This is a genomic window from Oceaniradius stylonematis, assembly GCF_003149475.2.
GTDB lineage: Bacteria > Pseudomonadota > Alphaproteobacteria > Rhizobiales > Rhizobiaceae > Roseitalea > Roseitalea stylonematis.
The window spans coordinates 256664-280581 of record NZ_QFWV02000004.1; the positions used below are offsets into that span (position 1 = coordinate 256664).

Annotated in this window: 18 protein-coding genes; 12 read left to right on the plus strand and 6 right to left on the minus strand. The window is 66.4% G+C overall.

Going from position 1 to position 23918, the window contains the following annotated elements:
• Positions 1-92: 92 nt before the first annotated feature.
• Positions 93-1703: a phosphoenolpyruvate carboxykinase gene (locus tag DEM25_RS04835; protein WP_109766945.1), complete on the minus strand. Its 1611-nt coding sequence runs from the start codon at positions 1701-1703 to the stop codon at positions 93-95.
• 360 nt (positions 1704-2063) lie between these two features.
• Between DEM25_RS04835 and DEM25_RS04840 the strand changes: the two genes are divergently transcribed.
• The 12 genes from DEM25_RS04840 (at position 2064) to trxA (ending at position 19469) form a co-directional block, all read left to right on the plus strand.
• Complete coding sequence (locus DEM25_RS04840) at positions 2064-2771, plus strand: response regulator transcription factor (protein WP_109766946.1); 708 nt, start codon at positions 2064-2066, stop codon at positions 2769-2771.
• 51 nt (positions 2772-2822) lie between these two features.
• The gene (locus tag DEM25_RS04845) at positions 2823-4601 is read left to right on the plus strand and encodes a sensor histidine kinase (RefSeq protein ID WP_109766947.1); all 1779 of its coding nucleotides are present in this window, start codon (positions 2823-2825) and stop codon (positions 4599-4601) included.
• Complete coding sequence (locus DEM25_RS04850) at positions 4598-5062, plus strand: HPr kinase/phosphorylase (RefSeq protein ID WP_109766948.1); 465 nt, start codon at positions 4598-4600, stop codon at positions 5060-5062. Before DEM25_RS04845 ends, DEM25_RS04850 begins: the two co-directional genes overlap by 4 nt.
• Before the next feature lie 140 nt (positions 5063-5202).
• The gene (locus DEM25_RS04855) at positions 5203-5604 is read left to right on the plus strand and encodes a PTS sugar transporter subunit IIA (protein ID WP_109766949.1); all 402 of its coding nucleotides are present in this window, start codon (positions 5203-5205) and stop codon (positions 5602-5604) included.
• On the plus strand, positions 5601-5915 hold the full coding sequence (locus DEM25_RS04860; protein WP_109766950.1) for an HPr family phosphocarrier protein: 315 nt from the start codon (positions 5601-5603) through the stop codon (positions 5913-5915). Before DEM25_RS04855 ends, DEM25_RS04860 begins: the two co-directional genes overlap by 4 nt.
• 109 nt (positions 5916-6024) lie before the next feature.
• Positions 6025-7425: an adenosylhomocysteinase gene (gene ahcY / locus DEM25_RS04865; protein WP_109766951.1), complete on the plus strand. Its 1401-nt coding sequence runs from the start codon at positions 6025-6027 to the stop codon at positions 7423-7425.
• 184 nt (positions 7426-7609) lie between these two features.
• On the plus strand, positions 7610-10138 hold the full coding sequence (locus DEM25_RS04870) for a sensor histidine kinase (RefSeq protein ID WP_120222638.1): 2529 nt from the start codon (positions 7610-7612) through the stop codon (positions 10136-10138).
• Positions 10139-10154: 16 nt separating this feature from the next.
• Positions 10155-11672, plus strand: coding sequence for a tRNA (adenosine(37)-N6)-threonylcarbamoyltransferase complex ATPase subunit type 1 TsaE (gene tsaE / locus DEM25_RS04875; RefSeq protein WP_109767038.1), 1518 nt, complete (start codon positions 10155-10157; stop codon positions 11670-11672).
• Entirely contained in the window at positions 11669-12394 is a 726-nt protein-coding gene (locus DEM25_RS04880; protein ID WP_109766953.1) for a nucleotidyltransferase family protein, read from the plus strand. Before tsaE ends, DEM25_RS04880 begins: the two co-directional genes overlap by 4 nt.
• A 53-nt stretch (positions 12395-12447) precedes the next feature.
• On the plus strand, positions 12448-15567 hold the full coding sequence (gene addB, locus DEM25_RS04885; protein WP_109767039.1) for a double-strand break repair protein AddB: 3120 nt from the start codon (positions 12448-12450) through the stop codon (positions 15565-15567).
• Positions 15560-19066: a double-strand break repair helicase AddA gene (gene addA / locus DEM25_RS04890; protein WP_109766954.1), complete on the plus strand. Its 3507-nt coding sequence runs from the start codon at positions 15560-15562 to the stop codon at positions 19064-19066. The genes addB and addA overlap by 8 nt, the downstream gene beginning before the upstream one ends.
• Before the next feature lie 79 nt (positions 19067-19145).
• Positions 19146-19469: a thioredoxin gene (gene trxA, locus DEM25_RS04895; protein ID WP_109766955.1), complete on the plus strand. Its 324-nt coding sequence runs from the start codon at positions 19146-19148 to the stop codon at positions 19467-19469.
• Between the two features lie 58 nt (positions 19470-19527).
• Here trxA and DEM25_RS04900 read toward each other — a convergent pair whose 3' ends face one another.
• The 5 genes from DEM25_RS04900 to DEM25_RS04920 are packed head-to-tail and all read right to left on the minus strand — an operon-like array spanning position 19528 to position 23917.
• Entirely contained in the window at positions 19528-20892 is a 1365-nt protein-coding gene (locus DEM25_RS04900) for a bifunctional folylpolyglutamate synthase/dihydrofolate synthase (RefSeq protein ID WP_245412764.1), read from the minus strand.
• A 12-nt stretch (positions 20893-20904) separates the two neighbouring features.
• Positions 20905-21924 (minus strand): acetyl-CoA carboxylase, carboxyltransferase subunit beta, encoded by a 1020-nt coding sequence (gene accD / locus DEM25_RS04905; RefSeq protein WP_109766956.1) that lies wholly within the window; start codon positions 21922-21924, stop codon positions 20905-20907.
• A gap of 33 nt (positions 21925-21957) precedes the next feature.
• Positions 21958-22797, minus strand: a complete 840-nt coding sequence (gene trpA / locus DEM25_RS04910; protein ID WP_109766957.1) for a tryptophan synthase subunit alpha — start codon at positions 22795-22797, stop codon at positions 21958-21960.
• On the minus strand, positions 22794-23216 hold the full coding sequence (gene arsC / locus DEM25_RS04915) for an arsenate reductase (glutaredoxin) (protein WP_109766958.1): 423 nt from the start codon (positions 23214-23216) through the stop codon (positions 22794-22796). Before arsC ends, trpA begins: the two co-directional genes overlap by 4 nt.
• Positions 23213-23917 carry a flavodoxin family protein gene (locus DEM25_RS04920; protein ID WP_109766959.1) on the minus strand — a complete coding sequence of 235 codons (705 nt, stop codon included), beginning with the start codon at positions 23915-23917 and terminating at the stop codon, positions 23213-23215. The genes arsC and DEM25_RS04920 overlap by 4 nt, the downstream gene beginning before the upstream one ends.
• Between the last annotated feature and the right edge of the window lies 1 nt (position 23918).

Below are 23918 nucleotides of genomic sequence, written 5' to 3' on the forward strand. Positions count from 1 at the left end.
CCGCGCGCACCATGCACATTCAAGCGCCAAAATGAAAAGGGCGACCGCGTACGGCCGCCCCTCATCGGATCATGTCTACAGGTCGTGGCCGCTTATTCGGCGGCCTCAAGAAAAACCGGCGCCGCGTCCATCACCTCAAGATCGACGTGGCCTTCGAACTTGTCGAAATTGTCGCGGAACATGGACGACAGGCGGGTCGCTTGCGCATCGTAGGCCGCCTTGTCGGCCCAGGTCGAACGCGGATCGAGGATCGTCGAATGGACGCCAGCGACCGCGACCGGCACGGCGAAACCGAAATTGGGATCGGTGCGGAATTCTGCGGCGTTGAGCGAACCGTCGAGCGCGGCGCGCAGCAGGGCGCGGGTCGCCTTGATCGGCATGCGCTGGCCGACGCCATAGGCGCCGCCGGTCCAGCCGGTGTTGACCAGCCAGCAATCGACGCCATGCTCGGCGATCAGTTCGCGCAGCAGATTGCCATATTCGGAGGGATGGCGCGGCATGAAGGGCGCGCCGAAGCAAGTCGAGAAGGTCGCTTCGGGCTCGGTCACGCCCTTTTCGGTGCCGGCCACCTTGGCGGTGTAGCCCGACAGGAAGTGATACATGGCCTGCGCCGGGGTCAGCTTGGCAATGGGCGGCATCACGCCGAACGCATCGGCGGTCAGCATGATGATGTTGGCCGGATGGCCCGCATTGCCGGTGTCGCTGGCATTGGGAATGAAATGCAGCGGATAGGCGCAGCGCGTGTTCTCTGTCAGCGAGCCATTGTCGAAATCGGGCTTGCGGTCGGCGTCGAGAATGACGTTTTCCAGAACCGTGCCGAAGCGCTGGGTCGTGGCATGGATCTCCGGCTCGGCCTCGGCGCTCAAACGGATCGTCTTGGCGTAGCAGCCGCCTTCGAAATTGAAGATGCCGTCCGGGCCCCAGCCGTGCTCGTCATCGCCGATCAGCGTCCGTTCGGGGTCGGCCGAAAGCGTCGTCTTGCCGGTGCCCGAAAGGCCGAAGAAGACGGCGGCGTCGCCGTTCGGCCCGACATTGGCCGAACAATGCATCGGCATGACGCCCCGGCCGGGCAGCAGATAGTTCAGCGCGGTGAAGACCGATTTCTTCATCTCGCCAGCATAGGAGGTCCCGCCGATCAGCACGATCATCCGCGTCAGGTCGACGGCGATCACCGTTTCGGTGCGGCAGCCATGCTTGACCGGGTCGGCCTTGAAGGAGGGCAGGTCGATGATCGTCATCTGCGGAGCGAAGTTCTTCAGCGCCGCCCGATCCGGCCGGATCAGCAGATTGCGGATGAACAGCGAGTGCCACGCCTTTTCCGTGACCACGCGCACATTGATGGCGTGCTCGGCGTCGGCTCCGCCCGTCAGGTCCTGCACGAACAGTTCCTTGCCGTTGGTTGCGGCGAGCATGTCGGTGTAGAGCCGCTCGAACGCATCGGGCGCCATCGGCTTGTTATTGTCCCACCAGACATGATCGTCGACAAGGCCGTCGCGCACAACGAACTTGTCCTTGGCCGAGCGTCCGGTGTGCTCGCCGGTGCGCGCGACAAGCGCGCCGCCCGCAGCCAGTTCGGCTTCGCCACGCGACAGGGCGTATTCGTACAATTGCGGCTCGGACAGGTTGTAATAGACGGCGGACGCGCCTGCGATGCCGTTCTTTTCCAATCCCTGGGCCGTATTGAATACGCCGTGTGCTTTCATGACTGTCACCGGTTTTCAGTTCGAAACGAGAGCCGCCCCGAGGCGGCGCCACTTGCCTGATTGCAAGAGGGTGCGCAGCGTGAAACAGAATTGCCAAACAATCTCAAACCATTAATCGTTTTAAAAGTTTGAAAATCGTTTCAACCGTTTGAATCAGGCCCATTCTTTACGCATTATTAACTATGCCGGCTAAGAAATCGGCGCGCCAGACGCTTTGCGCTAAATGGCGGGCACGCCGCGAACCATGACAGGCTCGTCGATTCGTGCCACATTTTGTCCCCTGTTTGCGGGGAAAGCCTTCCGTCACCACATGCATGCACAACGGAAGGGTCGCGGGTCATGTCCGGGGAGAGTTTCAACATGCAGACGATTGCGCTTGTCGACGACGACCGCAACATTTTGACGTCGGTGTCGATCGCGCTGGAAGCCGAGGGGTTCCGCGTCGAGACATACACCGATGGCGCTTCGGCACTGGACGGGCTTCTGGGCAAACCGCCGAACCTGGCCATTTTCGACATCAAGATGCCGCGTATGGACGGGATGGAACTCTTGCGCAGGCTGCGGCAGAAATCGGACCTGCCGGTGATCTTCCTGACGTCCAAGGACGACGAGATCGACGAACTGTTCGGGCTGAAGATGGGCGCCGACGACTTCATCACCAAGCCGTTCTCGCAGCGGCTCCTGATCGAGCGGGTGCGTGCGATCCTGCGCCGGACGGCGGCGCGCGAGATCGCGGTCAAGCCCGGCGCGGCGGGCGCCAACAGCACGCTGGTGCGCGGTCATCTGGTGCTCGACCAGGAACGCCATACCTGCATGTGGAAGGAAAAGCCGGTGACGCTGACCGTTACCGAGTTCCTGATCCTGTTCTCGCTCGCCCAGCGCCCCGGCGTCGTCAAGAGCCGCGATGCGCTGATGGATGCGGCCTATGACGATCAGGTCTATGTGGACGACAGGACGATCGACAGCCACATCAAGCGGCTTCGCAAGAAATTCAAGGGGGCCGACCAGGATTTCGACATGATCGAAACGCTCTACGGCGTCGGCTACCGGTTCCGCGAGGCGGCGTAAGCGGACGCATCAGCAGCGGCGCCATGGCTGGCGCCGCACGAGGACCATTCAATGGCGGTCGAAACCGACCACATGCCGGCGACGAAATCACGCCGCGACGGGCGGCGGGCGGCGGCCCGCGCCGGATCGGTGCAGGGGCTGACCGGCCTGCGCCGGCTGTTCGGCCGGCACCTGTTCTCGTCGATCACGCGGCGCATCCTGATCCTCAACCTCGCCGCGCTCGGCCTTTTGATGTCGGGCATTCTCTATCTGAACCAGTTTCGCGACGGGCTGATCGATGCGCGCGTCGAGAGCCTGATGACGCAGGGCGAAATCATCGCCGGCGCGATCGCCGCCTCTGCAAGCGTGGAAACCGACGCGATCCTGATCGACCCGGAAAAACTGCTGGAACTGCAGGCCGGCGAGAGCATCGTGCCCAGCGTCGACGGGTTCGACAGCCTCGATTTTCCGATCAATCCCGAGCGCGTTGCGCCCGTCCTGCGGCAATTGATTTCGCCGACCCGGACGCGGGCGCGCATCTACGACCAGGACGGCAACCTGATCCTCGACAGCCGTCATCTTTACTCGCGCGGCCAGATACTGCGCTACGATCTGGACCCGCTCGACGCGCCGGAAACGACCATGGCCGAAGAGATGCGCAACCGCATTGCGCGGTTCTTCCGCCGCAACGACCTGCCGCTCTACCGGGAGCAGCCCGGCGGCACCGGCACCGCCTATCCCGAAGTGATGCAGGCTTTGGCCGGCGACCGGCGGCAGATCGTGCGCATCTCCGAGCAAGGCGAGATGATCGTGTCGGTCGCCGTGCCGGTGCAGCGTTTTCGCGCCGTGCTCGGTGTCCTGCAATTGTCCACGCAGGGCGGCGATATCGACAAGATCGTCGAGGCCGAGCGCTTCGCCATGTTCCGCGTGTTTGCCGTCGCGGTTCTCGTCAACATCATCCTGTCCTTCATGCTGGCGGGCACGATCGCCAATCCGCTGCGGCGGCTGTCGGCGGCGGCGGTGCGGGTGCGCCGCTCGATCCGAAACCGCGAGGAAATTCCCGATTTCTCCGACCGGCACGACGAGATCGGCAATCTGTCGGTGGCGCTGCGCGACATGACCAATGCGCTTTATGCGCGGATCGACGCGATCGAGAGCTTTGCCGCCGATGTCAGCCATGAGTTGAAGAACCCGCTGACCTCGCTGCGCAGCGCGGTCGAAACGCTGCCCCGGGCCCGCACGGACGATGCCCGCGCGCGGCTGCTCAACGTCATCGAACATGACGTGCAGCGGCTGGACCGGCTGATCACCGACATCTCCGACGCCTCGCGGCTCGATGCGGAACTCGCGCGCGAGGATGCGGGGCGCGTCGATGTCGCGCGGCTGCTCCAGAACATGATCGGCATCTGGTCCGACGGCCACATGGACCGCATCGCGCCGAAGCTGACCATCGACCGGCAGCAGGGCGGCCGCGCACTGATGGTCGCCGGCCATGAATCGCGTCTCGGCCAGGTGATCACCAATCTGGTCGAAAATGCGCGCTCCTTCGTCCATCCCGGCACCGGCCGGATCGAAATCCGCCTGTCGGGCAATGCCAAATGGGTCGAAATCCGGGTCGAGGACAACGGGCCGGGCATTCGGGCCGAAAATGTCGAGACCATCTTCAAGCGCTTCTACACCGACCGTCCCGGCGCGGACGATTTCGGCCAGAATTCCGGGCTCGGTCTTTCGATCTCGCGGCAGATCGTCGAGGCCCATGGCGGCACACTGACCGCCGAGAACATCACCCGTCCGAACGACACCGAAACCGTTCTGGGCGCGCGTTTCATCGTCCGCCTGCCGCGCGAATGAGCCCGGACGACACCGACACCCCGCCGCACGGCACATGTGTTGCGTTGGGCGGCAAGGGCGTTTTGATCACCGGCGCCTCGGGCGCCGGCAAGACAGGGCTTGCACTGACGCTGATCCGGCGCGCCCGCGCCGGCGGCATCGAAGCCGGCCTCGTCGCCGACGATCGGGTGATCCTTGAACCCGATGCAAGCGGCATAATCGCCCGGTGTCCCGCGCCGCTCGCCGGCAAGATCGAAGTTCGGGGCTGGGGCATCGCCGATGTCTCGGATATCGCCGTGCCGTCCGTCCGGCTTGCGCTGCTGGTCCGTCTGGTCGCGGCTGGAGACGCACTGCGTTTTGCGCAGGAACACCGCGAAACGGTGGAAGGGCACGGCTTCCCGTGCCTCAGACTGCCGACAGGGCCGACCGCCTCGGCACCGGCGGCCGTGTTGGCCGCGCTTGGCCTTCCGGTGTGGCTTTGACCCCACAGCGTGACGGTTTGGCCGCGTTGAAGCCGGCGCGGGCATGCCAACGCCTTGAAATGGACCGTGTTTGCTGATCAAGATGGTGCCCTTGCGGAGGTGGGCACGATAAGCGGACCCCGGACGGGAGTTGGTGACAGATGATCGGTGTCGTGCTGGTGACGCATGGCGCTCTTGCCGACGCATTTTTGCGCGCCGTCGAACACGTCGTCGGCCCGCAGGAAGCGTTCGAGACGGTGTGCATCGAAGCGGACGACAATATGGAGCGGCGGCGCGAGGATATCGTGGCGGCCATCGACCGCGTCGACACTGGCCAGGGCGTCATCGTCGTCACCGACATGTTCGGCGGCACGCCGTCCAATCTGGCGATTTCCGTGATGGCGCCGGACCGCACCGAAGTGATCGCAGGGGCCAATCTGCCGATGCTGATCAAGCTGGCCAAGGCGCGCGAAAGCGCCGACATGGCGAGCACGCTCGAACAGGCAAGCCAGGCCGGCCGGAAATACATCAATGTCGCAAGCCAGATCCTGGCCGCCAAATGAGCGATGCCACGCAAGCGGACAGGGGGGATGACGGGCGGAACCACCGGCAGGCCGTCTTTACCATCACCAACAAGCGCGGCCTTCACGCGCGCGCCTCGTCTAAGTTCGTCCAGCTCGCGGAAGGCTACGGCGCCTCCATCACCGTGGCCAAGGACGGCACGCGCGTCGGCGGCACATCGATCATGGGGCTGATGCTGCTCGCGGCGGGACCCGGCAGTTCGATCGAAGTGACGGCGGAGGGACCGGACGCCGGCGCCGCGCTTGATGCGATCGGCGCGCTGATCGCCGACCGGTTCGGCGAGGGCGAATAGACAGTCGCCCTTTCATATACGGACATAAAGATTTCTTTATATTGCCGTTGCGTGCCGTGGTTCAGTCTGTTAGGAGCCGCGCCAAATCCAATTGCCAACGGAGCCCCTGATGGCTGACCCCAAAGACTACGTCGTTGCCGACATCTCGCTGGCCGAATTCGGCCGCAAGGAACTGGACATCGCCGAAACGGAAATGCCCGGCCTGATGGCGCTGCGGGCCGAATATGGCGATGCAAAGCCGCTGACCGGCGCACGCATCGCCGGCTCGCTGCACATGACGATCCAGACCGCCGTGCTGATCGAGACGCTCAAGGAACTGGGCGCCGATGTGCGCTGGGCCTCGTGCAACATCTTCTCGACGCAGGACCATGCCGCTGCGGCGATCGCGGCCACGGGCACGCCCGTCTTCGCCGTCAAGGGCGAGACGCTGGAGGAATACTGGTCCTACACCGACCGCATCTTCCGGTTCGAAGAGGGCGGCGCCAACATGATCCTCGACGATGGCGGCGATGCCACGCTCTACATCCTGATGGGCGCGCGCGTCGAAGAGGGCGAGGACGATCTGATCGCCAATCCGACCAATGAGGAAGAAGAGGCCCTGTTCGCCCAGATCAAGAAACGCATCGCCGAGACGCCGGGCTGGTTCGTCAAGCAGCGTCACATGATCAAGGGTGTCACCGAAGAGACGACGACCGGCGTCAACCGCCTTTACCAGATGATGGAGAAGGGCCACCTTCCGTTCCCGGCCATCAACGTCAACGACTCGGTCACCAAGTCGAAGTTCGACAACAAGTATGGCTGCAAGGAATCGCTGGTCGACGGTATCCGGCGCGCCACCGACACGATGATGGCCGGCAAGGTCGCCGTCGTCTGCGGCTATGGCGATGTGGGCAAGGGTTCGGCCGCATCGCTGCGCGGCGCCGGCGCCCGGGTGCAGGTCACCGAGATCGACCCGATCTGCGCGCTGCAGGCGGCGATGGACGGCTATGAGGTCGTTACGCTCGATGAAGCCGCGCCGAACGCCGACATCGTCATCACCACGACCGGCAACAAGGACGTCATCACGATCGACCACATGCGGTCGATGAAGGACATGGCGATCGTCGGCAATATCGGCCACTTCGACAACGAGATTCAGGTCGCCGCCCTGCGTAACCTGAAATGGACCAACATCAAGCCGCAGGTGGACATGATCACCTTCCCGGACGACACGCGGATGATCCTCCTGTCGGAAGGCCGGCTTCTGAACCTGGGCAACGCCACCGGCCACCCCAGCTTCGTGATGAGCGCATCGTTCACCAACCAGGTGCTCGCCCAGATCGAACTGTGGGCGCATGGCGACAAGTACGGCAATGAAGTCTATGTGCTGCCCAAGCACCTGGACGAGAAGGTCGCGCGCCTGCATCTCGAAAAGCTCGGCGTCAACCTCACCCAGATGAGCGACGAGCAGGCCGCCTATATCGGCGTGTCGCCGCAGGGCCCCTACAAGGCAGAGCACTACCGCTACTGATCTGTCCGCCGTCAACGAAAGAAGCCGGTGCCGCGATGCGGCGCCGGCTTTTTTGTGCGCGAGGCTTCACGGCGATTCCGGCGCCAGCTATGGTGCGGTGATTCGTGTGTCGGGGTGCTTCGTTTACGTGCGCGGTAACGGCCCGTGCACGGCGCCCCTTGCGCGGAGGCAAAAGGGGACCCGCATGCCGCATGATGGCAGAACGCCCGGAAATCGGCGCGTCTCAAATCCGTTTGTTCGGCTGACACGCCTTCCGGCGCTTCTCGGCGGCAGCGCGCTGGCCAGCCTTTGGGCCGGTGTCGCCGCAGCGCAGACCGGCCCCGGCAACACTTCGTTTTCGTCGCTGCTCTCGATGATCTCGCTGGACACGTTCGAGGTCGTGCAGCTGGCGCTGTTCACCGGCGCCATGGCCGCGGCAATCGGCTCGGCGCTGTGGCTGATCCGCGAGCGCGGGCGCACGGCCTCGCAGAACCTTGCGCTGCGCGGAAAGGTCTCCGCGCTGACCGGGCGGCTGAGCCAGCTCGAGACGCTGGCCGCATCGGAGGGTCAGCGTGCGATCGTCTGGAGCGACGAGCCGAACAAGCCCGCCGCCGTCATCGGCACGCTCGGTGCCCGCTCGGGCGCGCCGGAATCGCGATCCGAGTTTCTTGCCTTCGGGCGATGGCTCGAGCCGCGCTCGGCGGCGCGCATCGAACAGGCCATTGCACGGCTGCGAGACCATGCGCTGCCGTTCGACGATCTGGTGCAGACGCCGACGGGCAATCCGGTCGAGGTGACCGGCCGGACCAGCGGCGGCAGCGCGATCGTACGCTTCGTGTCGCTGTCGGGCGAACGGGCGGATCATGCGCGGCTGATCGCCGATCACGCCCGGGTCGTCGAAACGCTGGAAACCCTGCAAGGGCTGATGGACCAGTCCGACATGCCGGTTTGGCTGCGCAGTGCCGACGGGGCGCTTGCCTGGGTGAACCGCGCCTATGCGGACGCCGTCGAGTGCGCCGATGCCGATGCCGTCGTCGCCGAACGGGCCGAACTGTTCGGCACGCAGGCCGGCAAGACCATCGCCCAGCAGCGGCAGGCCGACGGCCATTTTGCCGACCAGGTTTCCACGGTGGTGCGCGGCGACCGGCTGATGTTCGACGTGATCGACGTCGCCGGCCCCTTCGGATCGGCCGGCATCGGGCGCGACCGCACGGAGACCGAAGCCGTGCGGTCGGAACTGAACACAACCATCCGCAGCCACGAGGAAACGCTCGACCAGCTGACGACGGCCGTGGCCATGTTCGACAGCGATGCGAGGCTGCGTTTTCACAATCAGGCGTTCGAACAGCTCTGGGAACTCGACAGCGGGCTCCTGGCATCCAAGCCGGACATGTCGATGTTCCTCGACCGGATGCGCGCCGAGGGCAAACTCCCCGAGCAGCCGGAATGGCGCCGCTGGAAGGACGGGCTGCTCGCCGCCTTCAAGGCCGTCGAGCCGCAGGAGGACTGGTGGTACCTGCCCGACGGGCGCACCGTGCGCGTCATTGCCAGCCCGCATCCGCGCGGCGGCCTTACCTGGGTTTTCGAGAACCTGACCGAGCGCATCGATCTGGAAAGCCGCTACAAGACGCTGATGCGCGTACAGGGCGAAACGCTCGACCATCTGGCCGAAGGTGTGGCGGTCTTCGAAGCCGACGGAACGCTGCAACTGGCCAATCCTGCCTTCGAGCGCTTCTGGCATATCGGCCACCTGACCGGCGAGGCCCGCGTTCATATCAACCAGATCGGCGAGGCGTGCGCCGCCAAGTTTGGCCATGCCGGGCCCTGGGAGCAGTTTGCGGGTATCGTCACGGGGTTCGACGAGGACCGTGCCGGCGCGACCGGGCGGACGGAGACCGGCAGCCTCACACTGTCATGGACCGTCGTGCCGCTTCCCAACGGCCAGACGATGATCACCTTCGTCGACATCACCGCCAGCGACCAGATGGAGCGCGCCTTGCGCGAGCGCAACGACGCGCTGGAAAAGACCGCACTTGTGCGGGACCGGCTCATCCGGCACGTATCATACGAGCTGCGCGCACCGCTGACATCGATCGGCGGCTTCACCGAACTTCTGGAGATGGACGCGACCGGCCCCCTGAACGGCAAGCAGCGCGAATATCTCGACCATATCGCCGCTTCCACCGGCACGTTGAACGATCTGACCCGCGACATTATCGATTTGGCGAGCGTCGATGCCGGCGTCATGGAACTTGCGCTCGACGAGGTCGAACTCGAGCCGGTCATGCGCACGGCGGCCGCCGAGATCATGCCGAGGCTGGAAGACCACGGCATCAGCCTGGCGCTGCGCATCGCGCCGGATGCGGGCTGCATCATCGCCGACCGGGCACGGCTGACCCAGGTTCTCACCAACATCCTGGCCAATGCCGCCGACTATGCACCGGAAGACAGCGAGGTCGTGTTCACCTGCGAGCGCACCGAAGATGGAGTCCGGTTCCGGATCCGCGATCACGGGCCAGGCATCGAGGAAGGGGCGCTGACGGAGGTCTTCGAACGGTTCCACACGGACCAAGGCGGCCGGGGACGAGGCGCCGGCCTTGGCCTGGCAATCGTCAAGAGTTTCGTGGCGCTGCATGACGGCGCCGTGTCGATCCAATCGTCGCCGGACAGTGGCACCGAAGTGACCGTCACCTTCCCGGAGGCGCCTGCGCGTGTCAGCGTCGCTGCCGAATAGGATCGCCTTGCCCAAGATGCAATTCGGACCGTTCGACGAACCGGCCATGGCGCGGTTCGCCGCCGATCTGGCGCGCATCGTCCTGCCGGGCGATTGTGTGGCACTGTCCGGCGATCTGGGCGCCGGCAAGACCAGCTTCGCGCGGGCCTTCATCCGCGCGCTGGCCGGCGACGCCGAGCTGGAAGTCCCAAGCCCGACATTCACGCTCGTACAGGAATACGCCACCAGTCCGCCGGTCGCCCATTTCGATCTCTACCGCATCGCCGACCCGGACGAAGTTGCCGAACTGGGGCTGGACGAAGCGCTGGAGGCAGGGATCGCGCTGATCGAGTGGCCCGAACGGGCCGGCACTGCCCTGCCCGCCGGTGCGATCGGGCTGGCTTTTTCGGAAACCGTGACCGACGCCGGCGCCGATGCCCGCACGATCGCGATCGAAGCGCCCGAAGCGGCCGTTGCGCGCATAAGGCGCACGCTGGCGATCCGCGCACTGCTCCTGTCCGCGGGCCATGGCGGGGCAAACCGCGCGCCGCTCACCGGCGATGCCTCGACGCGCCGGTACGAAACGGCAACCGACGGTGCGTGGCGTGCCATCGTCATGGACGCGCCGCCCATGCCGGACGGGCCCCCGGTGCGCGACGGCAAGCCCTATTCGCAGATCGCTCATCTGGCGGAAGATATCGGCCCGTTCGTCGCAGTGGCCCGGATGCTGACCGGAGCGGGTTTCGCCGCGCCGGAGATCATGGCGGTCGACCATGAGGCCGGGCTGATCCTGCTCGAAGATCTCGGCGAGGATGGCGTGCTGGATGCTGCCCGCCGGCCGATCCCGGCGCGCTATGAGGCGTCGGTCGATTGCCTCGCCGCCATGCACGCCACCGACTGGCCCCGCGAGATCGTCCTGGAAGACGGCACGGTCCACCGGGTGCCGGCGTTCGACCTCGGCGCCTTCCTGATCGAGGTCGATCTGCTGCTCGACTGGTATGTTCCGAGGGTCGCCGGCGCTCCGGCCAGCGCCGAGGACCGGCAATCGTGGCACGCCATCTGGCAGGCGCTGTTCGCCACCGTCGATGCCGGCCCCAAGACCCTTGCGATGCGCGACTTCCACTCGCCCAACATTGTCTGGCGCGGCGAAAGGACCGGACATGACCGGGTCGGGCTGATCGACTTTCAGGATGCGCTCTGGACCCACCCCGCCTATGACGTGATGTCGCTGATCCGCGATGCGCGTGTCACCGTCGAACCGGACCTGCAGTCGCGGCTTCTGGAAGCCTATTGCGCGGCAAGGGACCAACAGGCGGAGGACTTCGACGAGACCGGCTTCCGGGAGTGTTCCGCCATTCTGGCCGCGCAGCGGGCCGCCAAGCTTCTGGGGATATTCGTGCGCCTCGACGAACGGGACGGCAAGCCGGGCTACATCGCACATCTGCCCCGCATCCAGACATACATGCGCCAGTCGTTGTGCCATCCGGCGCTCGCCGATCTCGACGCGTGGCTCGCCGCGCACGGCCTGCTCGACGTGACGGTCGAACCGCGATGACCGCACCGGTCTCAACAGCCATGGTGCTGGCCGCCGGCTTCGGAAAACGGCTGCGGCCGATCACCGACACCGTGCCCAAGCCCCTGGTCCCGGTGGGAGGGCGTACCATGCTCGACCGGACGCTCGATGCGGCGGAAACGGCCGGGATCGCGCGCGCCGTGGTCAACGTTCATTATCTGGGCGAGCAGATCATTGCGCATTGCGCGAGCCGGCAGACGCCGGCGACGTCGATCAGCGACGAGCGCGACGCGATCCTTGAAACCGGGGGCGGCGTGGTCAAGGCGTTGCCGTTGCTCGGCGATACTCCGTTCGCGCTCCTCAACGCCGACACGTTCTGGGTCGATGGCGGCCGGTCGACGCTTGCGGCGATGATCGACGCCTTCGACCCGGCACGCATGGACATGCTGCTCCTGACCGCGCGCCTTGACGATACGACGGGACATTCGGGCGGCGTGGACTTCACACTGGACGCCGGCAGCCGGATCGCACGGGCGCCGGATCCGGCCGGAGCCGGCGTCATCTACGCGGGCGCGGCGATCATCGATCCGGCGGTCTTCACCGGCGCGCGTGCCGAGCCGCATTCGCTGAACCGCTATTTCGACGCCGCCATCGCCGCCGGCCGGCTGTTCGGCCATGCGCTCGAAGACGGCCACTGGTACACGGTCGGCACGCCGGACGGGCTGACGGAGGTCGAGGCGCATCTGGCAGCGGGCAGGGTTTGACCGCCGAGCGGGAGGCCCGCAGACTTGGGCTCTCCGAATCGCGATCTGCCGCCGTGACCCAGAACCGCTACGTCCATCCCAAAGTCTTCACCGTCGCGCCCGGCGCGCCTTTCCTGCCCGCCATCGCCGATGGACTGCTGGAGGGCACACTGGTCGACGGCTTCACCTTCGATGGCGATCCGATGGCGTTGGCGCGCGCGATCATTTACGTGCCGACGCGGCGCGCGGCGCGCGAGCTGCGGTCGGTGTTCATGGATGCGCTCGGCCAACGCTCCATCCTTTTGCCGCGCATCCGCCCGCTCGGGGAATTCGACGAGGATGCCGCCTTCTTTGCAGCAGGCGCGGGGGAGATGCTGTCGGTGCCGCCGGCGATCGACGCGCTTGAGCGCCAGCTTGCGCTCGGCACGCTGACGGCGCGCTGGACAGAGGCGATGACAGACGATCTGCATGCGCTTTACGGCATCGAGCGGGTGACGACGCCGGTGTCGACCGCCGACGCTTTCTGGATGGCGGCCGATCTCGCCGCGCTGATCGACCAGCTTGAGACCGAGGGCATTCCGTTCAAGGCCATCGAGGATGCCGCCGGCGCCGAGGTCTCGGAATGGTGGAACGTCACGCTCGCCTTTCTGCAGATCGTCAAAAAGGCCTGGCCGGCGCATCTCGCCGAGGCCAACCGGCTGGACCCGGCCGACCATCGCAACCGGATGATCCGGGCCGAGGCGGCCCGGCTCGCCGCCGCGCCGCCCGCCGGGCCGGTGATCGTCGCCGGCTCGACCGGCACCATCCCTGCGACGGCGGAACTGATCGCCACCATTGCGCGGCTTCCCCAGGGCGCTGTCGTGCTGCCGGGCTACGACACGGAGATGGATGGCGAGACACGCGCGCTTCTTGAAACCGTTGGCGATGCCACGCCGGTGATCGGCCATCCGCAGTTCGGCATGCACAAGCTCGTCCGCTCGATCGGGATCGCGCCCGACGCGATCGAGCGGCTCGGCGCGGCGGAGGACGATGCGGTTGCGGCGCGAAGCCGCTGGGTCGCAGCGGCGCTGGCACCCGCCGAACGCACGGCGGACTGGGCCGCCCAACGCGCGACGTTCAAGGACGCCGCCTTTGCCGGAACTGCGGTTCTGCACGCGGCCGACGAGCGGACCGAGGCGCTGGCGATCGCCTGCGCGCTGCGCGAAGCCATTCTCGATCCGCAGGCGACGGCGGCGCTGGTGACGCCCGACCGGCAGCTGGCCCGCCGCGTTGCAACCGAGCTTGCGCGCTTCAGTGTCGAAGCCAACGATTCCGGCGGTACGCCGTTTGCATTGACGCCGCATGGCAGCCTGCTTGCGCTCGCCCTGCCGCTCGCGGCGGGAGAGGCGGACCCTGCCGCGCTTCTGGCGCTGCTCAAGCATCCGCTGGCGCGGTTCGGCGCCGACCGGGCGGCGCACATGACGGCGGTCGCACATCTGGAAATGCTGGCGCTGCGCGGCGGCACGGGCCGGATAGCGCTCGGCCGGTTCGCGGGCTTCGCCGAAGACGCACTGGCACAATGGGCCGACGACGGGCGCCGCAAGCCGGACTGGTTCCAGGCGATCGACGCCGGTGCTTTCGATCAGGCACGGGATCTGGCCCAGCGCATCGAGGCAGCCTTTGCGCCCCTTTGCGCGCTCGGCGATGCGGCGGAAACGATCGCTCTCGACAAAACCGTGTGCGCAACGGTGCAGGTGCTTGAGGCGATCACGCGCGATGGCGACGGGCGGTTCGACGCGCTTTACGCAGGCGAAAGCGGCACGGCGCTCGAAGGCCTGTTGCGACGCCTGCGCGACAGCGCAACGCCCATCGCCTTCGCTGCGGACCAGTGGCCGGACATGGTCCGCGCCCTGACCGCAACGATGGCGGTCAAACCGGCCGTCGGGGGTCATCCGCGCATTGCGATCTGGGGCACGCTGGAAGCGCGCCTCCAGACCGTCGATCTGATGGTGCTGGGCGGCCTCAACGAAGGCACATGGCCGGCGCAGACATCCAATGACGCGTTCCTGACGCGGTCGATGAAAGCGGAAATCGGTCTCGATCCGCCCGAACGGCGCATCGGGCTGGCGGCGCACGATTTCCAGATGGCGATGGGCAATCGCCGCGTGCTTCTCACCCGAGCCATTCGGGCAGGCGGTGCCCCGGCCGTCGCCTCGCGCTGGCTCCAGAGGCTGGAAACGCTGGCCGGGCCGGATCGGACGGCGGCAATGCACGCGGCCGGCGGTCACTATGCGCAATTGGCCGAAACCGTCGCCGCGCCGTCCATCGCCGATCCGGCCGGGCGGCCGGCGCCGCAGCCGCCGCTCACGGCGCGGCCGAAGGCGCTGTCGGTGACCGAAGTCGAAACTCTGCGGCGCGATCCCTACGCCGTCTATGCGCGCCGCGTTCTGGAACTGGCGCCGCTCGATCCGCTGGTGCGCGATCCGGACTTCGCCGACCGGGGATCGCTGATCCACAAGGTGATGGAGGAAGCGGCGCGGGCGAGGATCGACTGGCCAGCGGAGACGGCCCACGCCGCGCTGGAGCGCCTGGCGCGAGACGTGTTCGATGCGGAGAGACTTCCGCCGGAGATCGACGCGGTATGGTGGGCCCGGATGCTGGCCGCGCTGCCGCGGATCGTCGCCTGGGAGACCGAAAGGCAACCGCTGATCACCGCCCGACATCCCGAAGCCCGCGCCCGGCCGACGCCCGTCGGCGCAACGGGCGTGACACTGCGCGGCTATGCCGACCGCGTCGATGCGCGCACCGACGAGCTTGCCGACATTATCGACTTCAAGACCGGCGGCGCGCCATCCGCGCCGCAGGTTCAGACGCTGCTGGCGCCACAATTGCCGCTCGAAGCGGCCCTGCTTGAACGCGGCGCCTTCGACAGCCCCGAAAAATCCGAGCCGGGCGATCTCATCTATGTCCGGCTCGGCGCGCGCGGCGAACTGGTCGCCCGGCCCGTATCGGGCGGCAAGAATGACAAGGCGGCCACGCTCGCCCGGCGTGCATGGGAGAAGCTGGAGGGGCTCTGCGCGCACTACAACAAATTCGAGCAAGGCTACCCGAGCCGCCTCATGCCGTTCCGGGAGGCCGATTTCGACGGCGATTACGACCATCTGGCGCGGGCGCTGGAATGGGCCGACGCGGTGCGGCGCGAACGCGATGGCTAAACCGCTTCCCGACGACAGGACCCGAGCCGATCAGGCCCGAGCGGCGGACCCGGCCAATTCCGCCTGGGTGTCCGCCAATGCCGGGTCCGGCAAGACCTGGGTCCTGTCGACCCGGGTCATCCGTATTCTTCTGTCCGGCACCGAGCCGTCGAAAATCCTGTGCCTGACCTACACCAGGGCCGCCGCCGCGGAGATGAAGACCCGTGTGTTCCAGCGGCTCGGGGCCTGGGTGGCGATGGACGATGCGGCGCTGCGCGACGAGCTGGCCGCCATCACGGACGAACGACCGGGGCGGGAAGCTATCGCGTTCGCGCGGACCCTGTTTGCCCGCGCGCTCGAGACGCCGGGCGGGCTGAAGATCCAGACCATCCACGCCTTTTGCGAATCGCTGCTGCACCGGTTCCCGCTCGAAGCCAACATTGCCGGCCATTTCGAGCTGCTGGACGCCGAGGCGCAGGCGCTGCTTGTCGCACAGGCGCGGCGCGGACTCCTGGCCGATGCGGCGCAGCGGAGCGGCGCGGGTGCGGCGGTCATGCGGCTTCTGGCGATTGCCGGGGAAAGCGGGGTCGAAAAGCTGCTCGACGAGATCGTCGTCCGGCGCATCGCGGTCACCGATCTGCTGCGGCGGCTTTCGCCGGCCGGGGAGAGACGCGGTGCCTATCGCACCGCCTTCGGGTTCGCGCCGGACGAGACCGATGCGGACGTCGCCGCGACCGTCTGGCCGCTGCCGGGGTTCGGAGAGGCCGATCTGGAGCGGCTGGAACATGCGGCCCGTGCGCCGAAGTCACCGCGAAAGACGCATCTGAAGTTCATCGCCGAGCTACGCGATGCGTCGGCGGAGCCGGACGCTCTATTGCGCCTCTCCTCGCTGGCCAGGGCATTTCTGAAGGCCGATGGCACGCCGGCGACGCACAATATGTTCCCGGCCGATATTGCCGGGGCGCTGCCCTCCTTCGAGGCAGACTATCTGTCGGCAGCGGACCGGATCGCAAAAGCCTGCAACCGCTTGGACCTGCTGCGCGAAATCGAAGGCACGCTCGACGTTCTCGCCGTTGCCGACGCGCTGATCGCGCGCTACGAGGCGCTCAAGCGCGCGCGCGGGCTGCTGGACTTCGAAGACCTGATTGCGCGCACCGCCACGCTTCTGACGCGCACCGGCGCTTCGCTCTGGGTGCGCTACAAGCTGGACCAGGGCATCGATCATATCCTTATCGACGAGGCGCAGGACACCAGCCCCGCCCAGTGGGACGTCATCCGCACTTTGGCCGACGAGTTCTTTGCCGGCGATGCGGCACGGCCGGAACTGCGCACCGTCTTTGCGGTCGGCGACGAGAAACAGTCCATCTACTCTTTCCAGGGGGCCGATCCGGACAAGTTCGCGGGCACACGCACCCATTTCGCCCAACGGGCTGGCGAAGCCGACCGTGCCTTTGAGCCGGTGCAACTGCAGGTCTCGTTCCGGTCCACCGAGGCGGTTCTGGCCGCGGTCGACCATGTTTTCGCGACTGAAGAAAACCGGGCCGGGCTGACACGCGACAGTCTGCCCACCGCGCACCGTTCGCTGCGCAGAGGCGAGCCGGGCCGCGTCGAAATCTGGGAGCAGGTCGCAAAACAGAAGAGCGACCCCAGCGAAGACTGGACCGCGCCGGTCGACGCGGTCGAGGAGCCCTCCCTGCGTGTCGCCACCCGCATCGCCGAAACGATCAAAGGATGGATCGGGACGAGAACGGTCCTTGAGGCAACGGGCGAGCCGATCGCGCCAGACGACATTCTGGTTCTCGTGCGGTCGCGCGACGGGTTCGTCAACGCGCTGTCGCGGGCGCTCAAGGATCGCGGCGTCCCCGTCGCCGGCGCGGACCGGCTGGCGCTGACCGGCCATATCGCGGTGCTGGACCTGATGGCGCTTGGCCGTGTCATGCTGAACCGGGCCGACGATCTGTCGCTGGCCGCGCTTCTCAAGAGCCCTCTCTTCGGCCGTAGCGATGACGATCTGTTCGCGCTCGCCCATGGCCGCGAGGGTGCGACGCTCTGGTCGCGGCTGGCCGATGTCGGGCGTAACGACCCGGTCCTTGCGGCCATCGCGGCGCAGCTCGCCGACTGGGCGGACAAGGCGATGCGCTGGCCGGTGCACGAGTTCTATGCCCATGTGCTGTCGGCCTGTTCGGGACGCGAAAAGCTGATCGGCCGGCTGGGTCCGGAAACCGCCGACGTGCTCGACGAATTCATCGCGTTGACGCTGGCGGCCGAACGCACCGGACCGCCGGCGCTCGAGACCTTTCTCAACACGCTCGATCTCTATGCGCCGGAGATCAAGCGCGAGATGGATCAGGCCAAGGGCGAAGTCCGGATCATGACGGTGCACGGCGCCAAGGGGCTGGAGGCGCCGATCGTGTTTCTCGTCGATCGCGGCAGCGCGCCGTTCGATGCGCGTCAGGCGCCGGCGCTGCTGCCGGTGCAACTGCCAAGCGAAACAGGCTCCGACAGCGACGCCCTTTTGTGGCGCGGCGTGCCGGACGCGCGCTCTGATGTTCAAGCCGCAGCGCTCGAAAGGCTGAAGCGCGCCGCACAGGACGAATATCGCCGGCTCTTGTATGTCGGAATGACGCGCGCCGCCGACAGGCTGATCGTCGCCGGCTATCGCGGCATCCATGCGCCGTCCGAGGCGACATGGCACACCATGGTGCTGTCGGCGCTGGAGCCGCATTGCGACGTGACCGAAACCGGTGACGGGACGGTCTGGCAGTTTCCGGCGGGGCTTGGCGCTGTGCCGGCCAGCGCTCCGGCGGTACCGGACAAGCGCGAACAGGCGTTCTCGCTGCCCGCGGGTTTTGCCGATCCGGCGCCCCCCGAACCTCCGGCGGCGCGGCCACTGGTGCCGTCGGGAGCGTCGGGCCTTGCCATTTCCCCGGAGACAGCGGATGCCGCGGAACCGGGCAGCGTGTCGCTGCTGGACGACGGGGGCGGAACACCGGGCGGATCGGCGGCGCGGCGCGGAACGCTGATCCACACGCTGTTGCAGATGCTGCCGGCAATCGACCCCAGCGAACGGCAGGACCGGGCGCGGCAATGGTGCGCGATGACCGCGCCCGAAATGGACATCGGCGACGTCGATTCGTTGCTCGCTCAGGTGTTTGGCGTGCTGGACGACCCGCGTTACGCGCCGCTGTTCGCGCCGGAATCGATTGCCGAGGTGTCCGTGATGGGCACGCTGAAGCTTGGCGGCGAGGCGCGCGCCGTCTCCGGCGCGATCGACCGGCTAGTGGCGGTGGGCGACACGGTGCTGATCGTCGATTACAAGACCGGCCGCCACATCCCCGAAACGCCCGACGCGGTCGCCGAGGCCCATGCGCGTCAGATGGCGCTTTACCGCGCGCTCGTCGCCCCTCTCTATCCGGGCAAGGCGGTGCGCACGCTTTTGCTTTTCACCGCCGGGCCGGCGATGATCGAAGTCTCCGGCGAGAGGCTCGCCTCCGCCTTGGCCGGTCTCGCACAATCGTGAGAATCGGCCTATAGGTACGGGCTTGAACATGCGTCCGATCCGGCCCACATGCGGGCCAGGACATGAGAAGGAGGCCGCAATGGCGACCGTGAAGATCGATACCAGCAATTTCGAGGCCGATGTGCTCGGCGCCGACGAACCGGTGGTCGTGGATTTCTGGGCGGAATGGTGCGGCCCGTGCAAGATGATCGCGCCGGCGCTGGAGGAACTGTCCGGCGAACTGGACGGTCAGGTGAAGATCGCCAAGGTCAACATTGACGAAAATCCGCAGATCGCCGCGCAGTACGGCATCCGCTCGATCCCGACGCTCTACATGTTCAAGGGTGGCGAAGTCGTCGACCAGATGGTCGGCGCCGTGCCCAAGGGCAAACTGTCGGACTGGATGAAGGGCGCCATCGCCTGAGGCCGGCTGCACGGATTTTCACGAAAACCCGGCCCTTGCGCCGGGTTTTTTGTGCCGGCTACCGTGGCGGCGTGCCGTTGTCGCGCAGAACATCGCCGGCCAGATAGAGCGAGCCGCATATCAGGATACGCGGCGGACGCTCCAGGCCGTTCCAGCTTTCAGCCAAAAGACGGAGCGCGGCGGAGACGTTTTCCATCGGCTCCGCCGAAAGGCCGGCTTCGAGCGCCTGGTCGGCGAGAAAGCCCGGATCGACACCGGCATCGCTGCCCGGCACCGGAACGGTGAAGACATGCCGGACGAGGCCCTCGAACACGCGGAAATAGCCGACGGCATCCTTGGTGTTGAGCATGCCGGCGATCATGAACAGCGGCCGCTCGACCTGTTCCTCGCGTGCGGCGAGATGCTCGGCGGCCATCGCCGCGCCGTCGGGATTGTGGCCGCCATCGAGCCAGATCTCCGCCCCCTTTGGTGCGAGCGCCACCAGATCGCCTTCGGTCAGCCGCTGCAACCGCGCCGGCCAGTCGACCGTCTGCATCGCGCGCTCGGCGGCCGCCTCGGTCAGGGAAAAACCGCCGGCGCGCAGTGCGGCGATGGCCGCGGCGGCGTTGGAAAGCTGGTGCCGGCCCCGCAGCGCCGGCAAAGGCAGATCAAGCAAACCGTCGGTGTCCTGAAAGACCAGCCGGCCATGCTCCTCGAAGGCGATGAAATGCTCACCATAGATGTGCGCGTCGCAGCCCAGAGCTTCGGCGCGCGTGACCAGTTCGTCGCGCGCCTCCGGATGAGGCTGGGCGCCGATGACCACCGGCGCGTCGGGTTTCATGATGCCGGCCTTTTCGCCGGCGATCAGTTCGACCGTGTCGCCGAGATAGGCCTGATGGTCGAGACCGACCGGCATGATGACGCTGACCGCCGGCCGGTCGATCACATTGGTGGCGTCGGCGCGGCCGCCAAGACCCACCTCGATGACTGCCGCATCGGCCTTGTGTTCGCTGAACAGGACGAACATGACCGCCGTCAGGATCTCGAAGACAGTGATCTTGCGGCCGTCATTGGCGTCGGCGACGCGGCGCACCGCATCTGCGAGCACTGCATCGTCGACCAACGTGCCGGCCAACCGGAACCGCTCGTGCCAGCGCACGAGGTGCGGCGAGATGTGAACGTGGGTGCGATGGCCGGCGGCCTCCAGCAGCGCGCGGCAGAAGGCGGCGCACGACCCCTTGCCGTTGGTGCCGGCGATGTGGATCACCGGCGGCAGCGCCGTGTGCGGATCGCCGAGCGCGCCCAGCAGACGGCGGATGCGGCCGAGCGACAGGTCGAACCCCTTCGGATGCAGGGCCATTAGCGCCTCGATGGCGCGGGTGGCTTCGTCGGGCGATACCAGTTCGGTGCCCGGCGCGGCGGGCGGATGATGATCGCTTGCCATGGCCGCGCTCCGTCAGAAGCTGGGCGAAGGCTTTTGGGGCGTCGCCTCGGCCGGTTCGAGAATTTCGGTCTCGACGGCACCTGTCGTCACCGCCGCATCTTCGGGATCGGCGACCGGCACCGTGTCGACCGAGCCGGTCTCGTCCATCACCGCGGCCTGCCCGACCGTTTCGGTCGCAGGCACGTCCTGTTTGGTCAGGATGCGAAGCAGGCGGGCGATGGTCGCCCTCAGTTCGGTGCGCGGCACGACCATGTCGACCATGCCGTGATCGAGCAGATATTCGGAACGCTGGAAGCCCTCGGGCAGCTTTTCGCGAATGGTCTGTTCGATGACCCGCGCGCCGGCAAAGCCGATCACCGCGCCCGGTTCGGCGATGTGAATGTCGCCCAGCATCGCATAGGAGGCCGAAACGCCGCCGGTGGTCGGATTGGTCAGGACGACGATGTAGGGCAGGCCCGCCTCCTTCAGCATTTCGACGGCAACCGTGGTGCGCGGCAACTGCATCAGCGACAGGATGCCCTCCTGCATGCGCGCACCGCCGGATGCGGCGAACAGCACCATCGGGCATTTCTTTTCGATGGCCGTCTCAAAGCCGCGAATGATCGCTTCGCCGGCCGCCATGCCGAGCGAGCCGCCCATGAAGGTGAAATCGTGCACTGTGGTGACGATTTCCATGCCCTCGAGCTTGCCGGTGGCGTTGATGATGGAATCCTCGAGACCGGTCTTCAGCCGGTTCTCGCGCAGCCGGTCGGAATACTTCTTCTGGTCCCGGAAACGCAGCGGGTCCTGCGCCACCTCCGGATTGGCGATCTCCTGGAACGCGCCGCCATCATAGAAATGGGTGAGCCGCTGGCGCGCGGCGATCTTCATGTGGTGTCCGGAGACCGGGATCACCCACTGGTTTTCCTCGACATCGGCGTGAAACACCATCTCGCCGGTCTCGGGGCACTTGATCCAGAGGTTTTCCGGCGTCTCGCGCCGCCCCAGCATGGAGTTGAGGCGCGGACGGACGTAGTTGGTGATCCAGTTCATGACCGATTCCCGTTTTGGGCCAATGTGGACCGGCTATTCGGCAGCTTCAAGGCGCGCGGCGCGGACGCCTGCGGCCAGGCCGCCCACCAGCGTCGTGACGGCGGCGACCGTGTCGGACGTCGAGCCGCCATCGCCGTCCAGCGAATTGACGATGGCCTGGACGATCGCCGTGCCGACCACCACGCCGTCCGCATCGCGACCGATCAGCCGGGCCTGCTCGGCGGTCTTGACGCCGAAGCCGACACAGACCGGCAAGGGCGTATGGCCCTTGATACGGTTGACCGCCTCGCCGACCGCGCCGGTGTCGGCGATGGCCGATCCGGTGATGCCCGTCATCGAGACGTAATAGACAAAGCCGGACGTGTTGGCGAGGACGGCCGGCAGGCGCTTGTCGTCGGTCGTCGGGGTCGCCAGCCGGATGAAGCTGATGCCGGCCTCAAGCGCCGGAATGCACAGTTCGCCATCCATTTCCGGCGGCAGGTCGACGATGATCAGACCGTCGATTCCGGCAGCGTTCGCATCGTCGAGGAACCGGTCGACACCATAGATGTAGACCGGATTGTAATAGCCCATCAGGACGATCGGCGTATCGGTATCGGTCTTGCGGAAGGCTTTGGCCATCGCCAGCGTACGGGCCAGCGTCTGCCCGCCCTTGAGCGCGCGTTGTCCCGCCATCTGGATCGCGGGCCCGTCGGCCATCGGGTCGGAAAACGGCATGCCGAGTTCGATGATGTCAGCGCCCGCTTCCGGCAGGGCCTTCATGATCGACAGCGAGGTGTCGTAGTCCGGATCGCCGCCCATAATGTAGGTGACGAGCGCGGGCCGGCCTTCATCGGCAAGCCGCGCAAACAGCGTGTCGAAACGGTTGGTCATGCGCTTTGCCCCGATTTGCCGACGACTTCGCCGTCTTCCTTTGTGAAGGTGCCGACCTTGTCGGCGTTCGGCAGCACGTCCAGCACCTTTTCGGACGGGCGCGACAGGACCGTTCCGAGCGGCGTGACGACGATCGGCCGGTTCATCAGGATCGGGTGCTCGACCATGAAGTCGATGAGCTCGTCATCGGTCCATTTGGGATCATCGAGCCCGAGTTCCTCATAGGGCGTGCCCTTCTTGCGCAGCACTTCGCGCACTGAAAGACCGGTGGCCGCGATCAGCTCGACGAGCTTGGCCCGGCCCGGCGGTGACTTCAGATATTCAATCACCTCGGGCTCCTCGCCGGACGCGCGGATCATCGCCAGCGTGTTGCGGGAGGTGCCGCATTTGGGATTGTGGTAGATGGTGATCGTGCTCATTTCGGCACCTCCGGGTGATCGAAGCGTTCGCCGTTGTTCCAGCCAACGGCCGAATTGCCGTGTGCGGGAATGCCGCCGGCGTCATCCAGCATCTTTGCCAGATGCATCAGGTTCCAGGTCATGAACGTGGTGTTCCGCCGCGTGAAGTCGTTGTCGAGACCGGCGCCATTGTCGCCATAGGAATCGCCCGGGCCGGCCTCGCCGATCCAGCCCGAATCGGCCTGCGGCGGCACCGTGTAGCCGATGTGCTGAAGCGCATAGAGACACGTCATCGACGCGTGCTTGATGCCGTCCTCGTCGCCGGTGACCATACAGCCCCCGACCTTGCCGTAATAGATGTACTGGCCGGCATTGTTGCGCTGGCCCGCATGGGCGTAAAGCCGTTCGATGACGACGCGGCAGACGGACGATTCCTCGCCGAGCCAGAGCGGTGTACCGAGCACGAGAATATGCGCATCGCGCACCTTCGGCCAAAAGATGTCGGGCCAGTCGTCGTGATCGGCGCCGTGGTCGCGCATGTCCGGCATGATACCGAACGCGATCCGGTGATCGGCGGCGCGCAGATAGTCCACCGTGACGCCGTTCCTTTCCATGATCGCCATGGAGTTGCGCATCAGCCGTTCGGTGTGGCTCGGCCCCTGGGCGGTCGATTTCAGCGTCGTGTTGATGAACAGGGCTTTGAGGCCGGCAAAGTCGACCATC

Excerpts from the sequence above, each read along its gene's own strand:
- DEM25_RS04850 (WP_109766948.1), top strand. The coding sequence starts at position 4,598 with ATGAGCCCGGACGACACCGACACCCCGCCGCACGGCACATGTGTTGCG.
- trxA (WP_109766955.1), top strand. The coding sequence starts at position 19,146 with ATGGCGACCGTGAAGATCGATACCAGCAATTTCGAGGCCGATGTGCTC.
- tsaE (WP_109767038.1), top strand. The coding sequence starts at position 10,155 with ATGCAATTCGGACCGTTCGACGAACCGGCCATGGCGCGGTTCGCCGCC.
- DEM25_RS04835 (WP_109766945.1), bottom strand. The coding sequence starts at position 1,703 with ATGAAAGCACACGGCGTATTCAATACGGCCCAGGGATTGGAAAAGAAC.
- DEM25_RS04900 (WP_245412764.1), bottom strand. The coding sequence starts at position 20,892 with ATGGCAAGCGATCATCATCCGCCCGCCGCGCCGGGCACCGAACTGGTA.
- ahcY (WP_109766951.1), top strand. The coding sequence starts at position 6,025 with ATGGCTGACCCCAAAGACTACGTCGTTGCCGACATCTCGCTGGCCGAA.
- DEM25_RS04855 (WP_109766949.1), top strand. The coding sequence starts at position 5,203 with ATGATCGGTGTCGTGCTGGTGACGCATGGCGCTCTTGCCGACGCATTT.
- DEM25_RS04920 (WP_109766959.1), bottom strand. The coding sequence starts at position 23,917 with ATGGTCGACTTTGCCGGCCTCAAAGCCCTGTTCATCAACACGACGCTG.
- trpA (WP_109766957.1), bottom strand. The coding sequence starts at position 22,797 with ATGACCAACCGTTTCGACACGCTGTTTGCGCGGCTTGCCGATGAAGGC.
- DEM25_RS04840 (WP_109766946.1), top strand. The coding sequence starts at position 2,064 with ATGCAGACGATTGCGCTTGTCGACGACGACCGCAACATTTTGACGTCG.
- arsC (WP_109766958.1), bottom strand. The coding sequence starts at position 23,216 with ATGAGCACGATCACCATCTACCACAATCCCAAATGCGGCACCTCCCGC.
- DEM25_RS04845 (WP_109766947.1), top strand. The coding sequence starts at position 2,823 with ATGGCGGTCGAAACCGACCACATGCCGGCGACGAAATCACGCCGCGAC.
- addA (WP_109766954.1), top strand. The coding sequence starts at position 15,560 with ATGGCTAAACCGCTTCCCGACGACAGGACCCGAGCCGATCAGGCCCGA.
- DEM25_RS04870 (WP_120222638.1), top strand. The coding sequence starts at position 7,610 with ATGCCGCATGATGGCAGAACGCCCGGAAATCGGCGCGTCTCAAATCCG.
- DEM25_RS04860 (WP_109766950.1), top strand. The coding sequence starts at position 5,601 with ATGAGCGATGCCACGCAAGCGGACAGGGGGGATGACGGGCGGAACCAC.
- accD (WP_109766956.1), bottom strand. The coding sequence starts at position 21,924 with ATGAACTGGATCACCAACTACGTCCGTCCGCGCCTCAACTCCATGCTG.
- DEM25_RS04880 (WP_109766953.1), top strand. The coding sequence starts at position 11,669 with ATGACCGCACCGGTCTCAACAGCCATGGTGCTGGCCGCCGGCTTCGGA.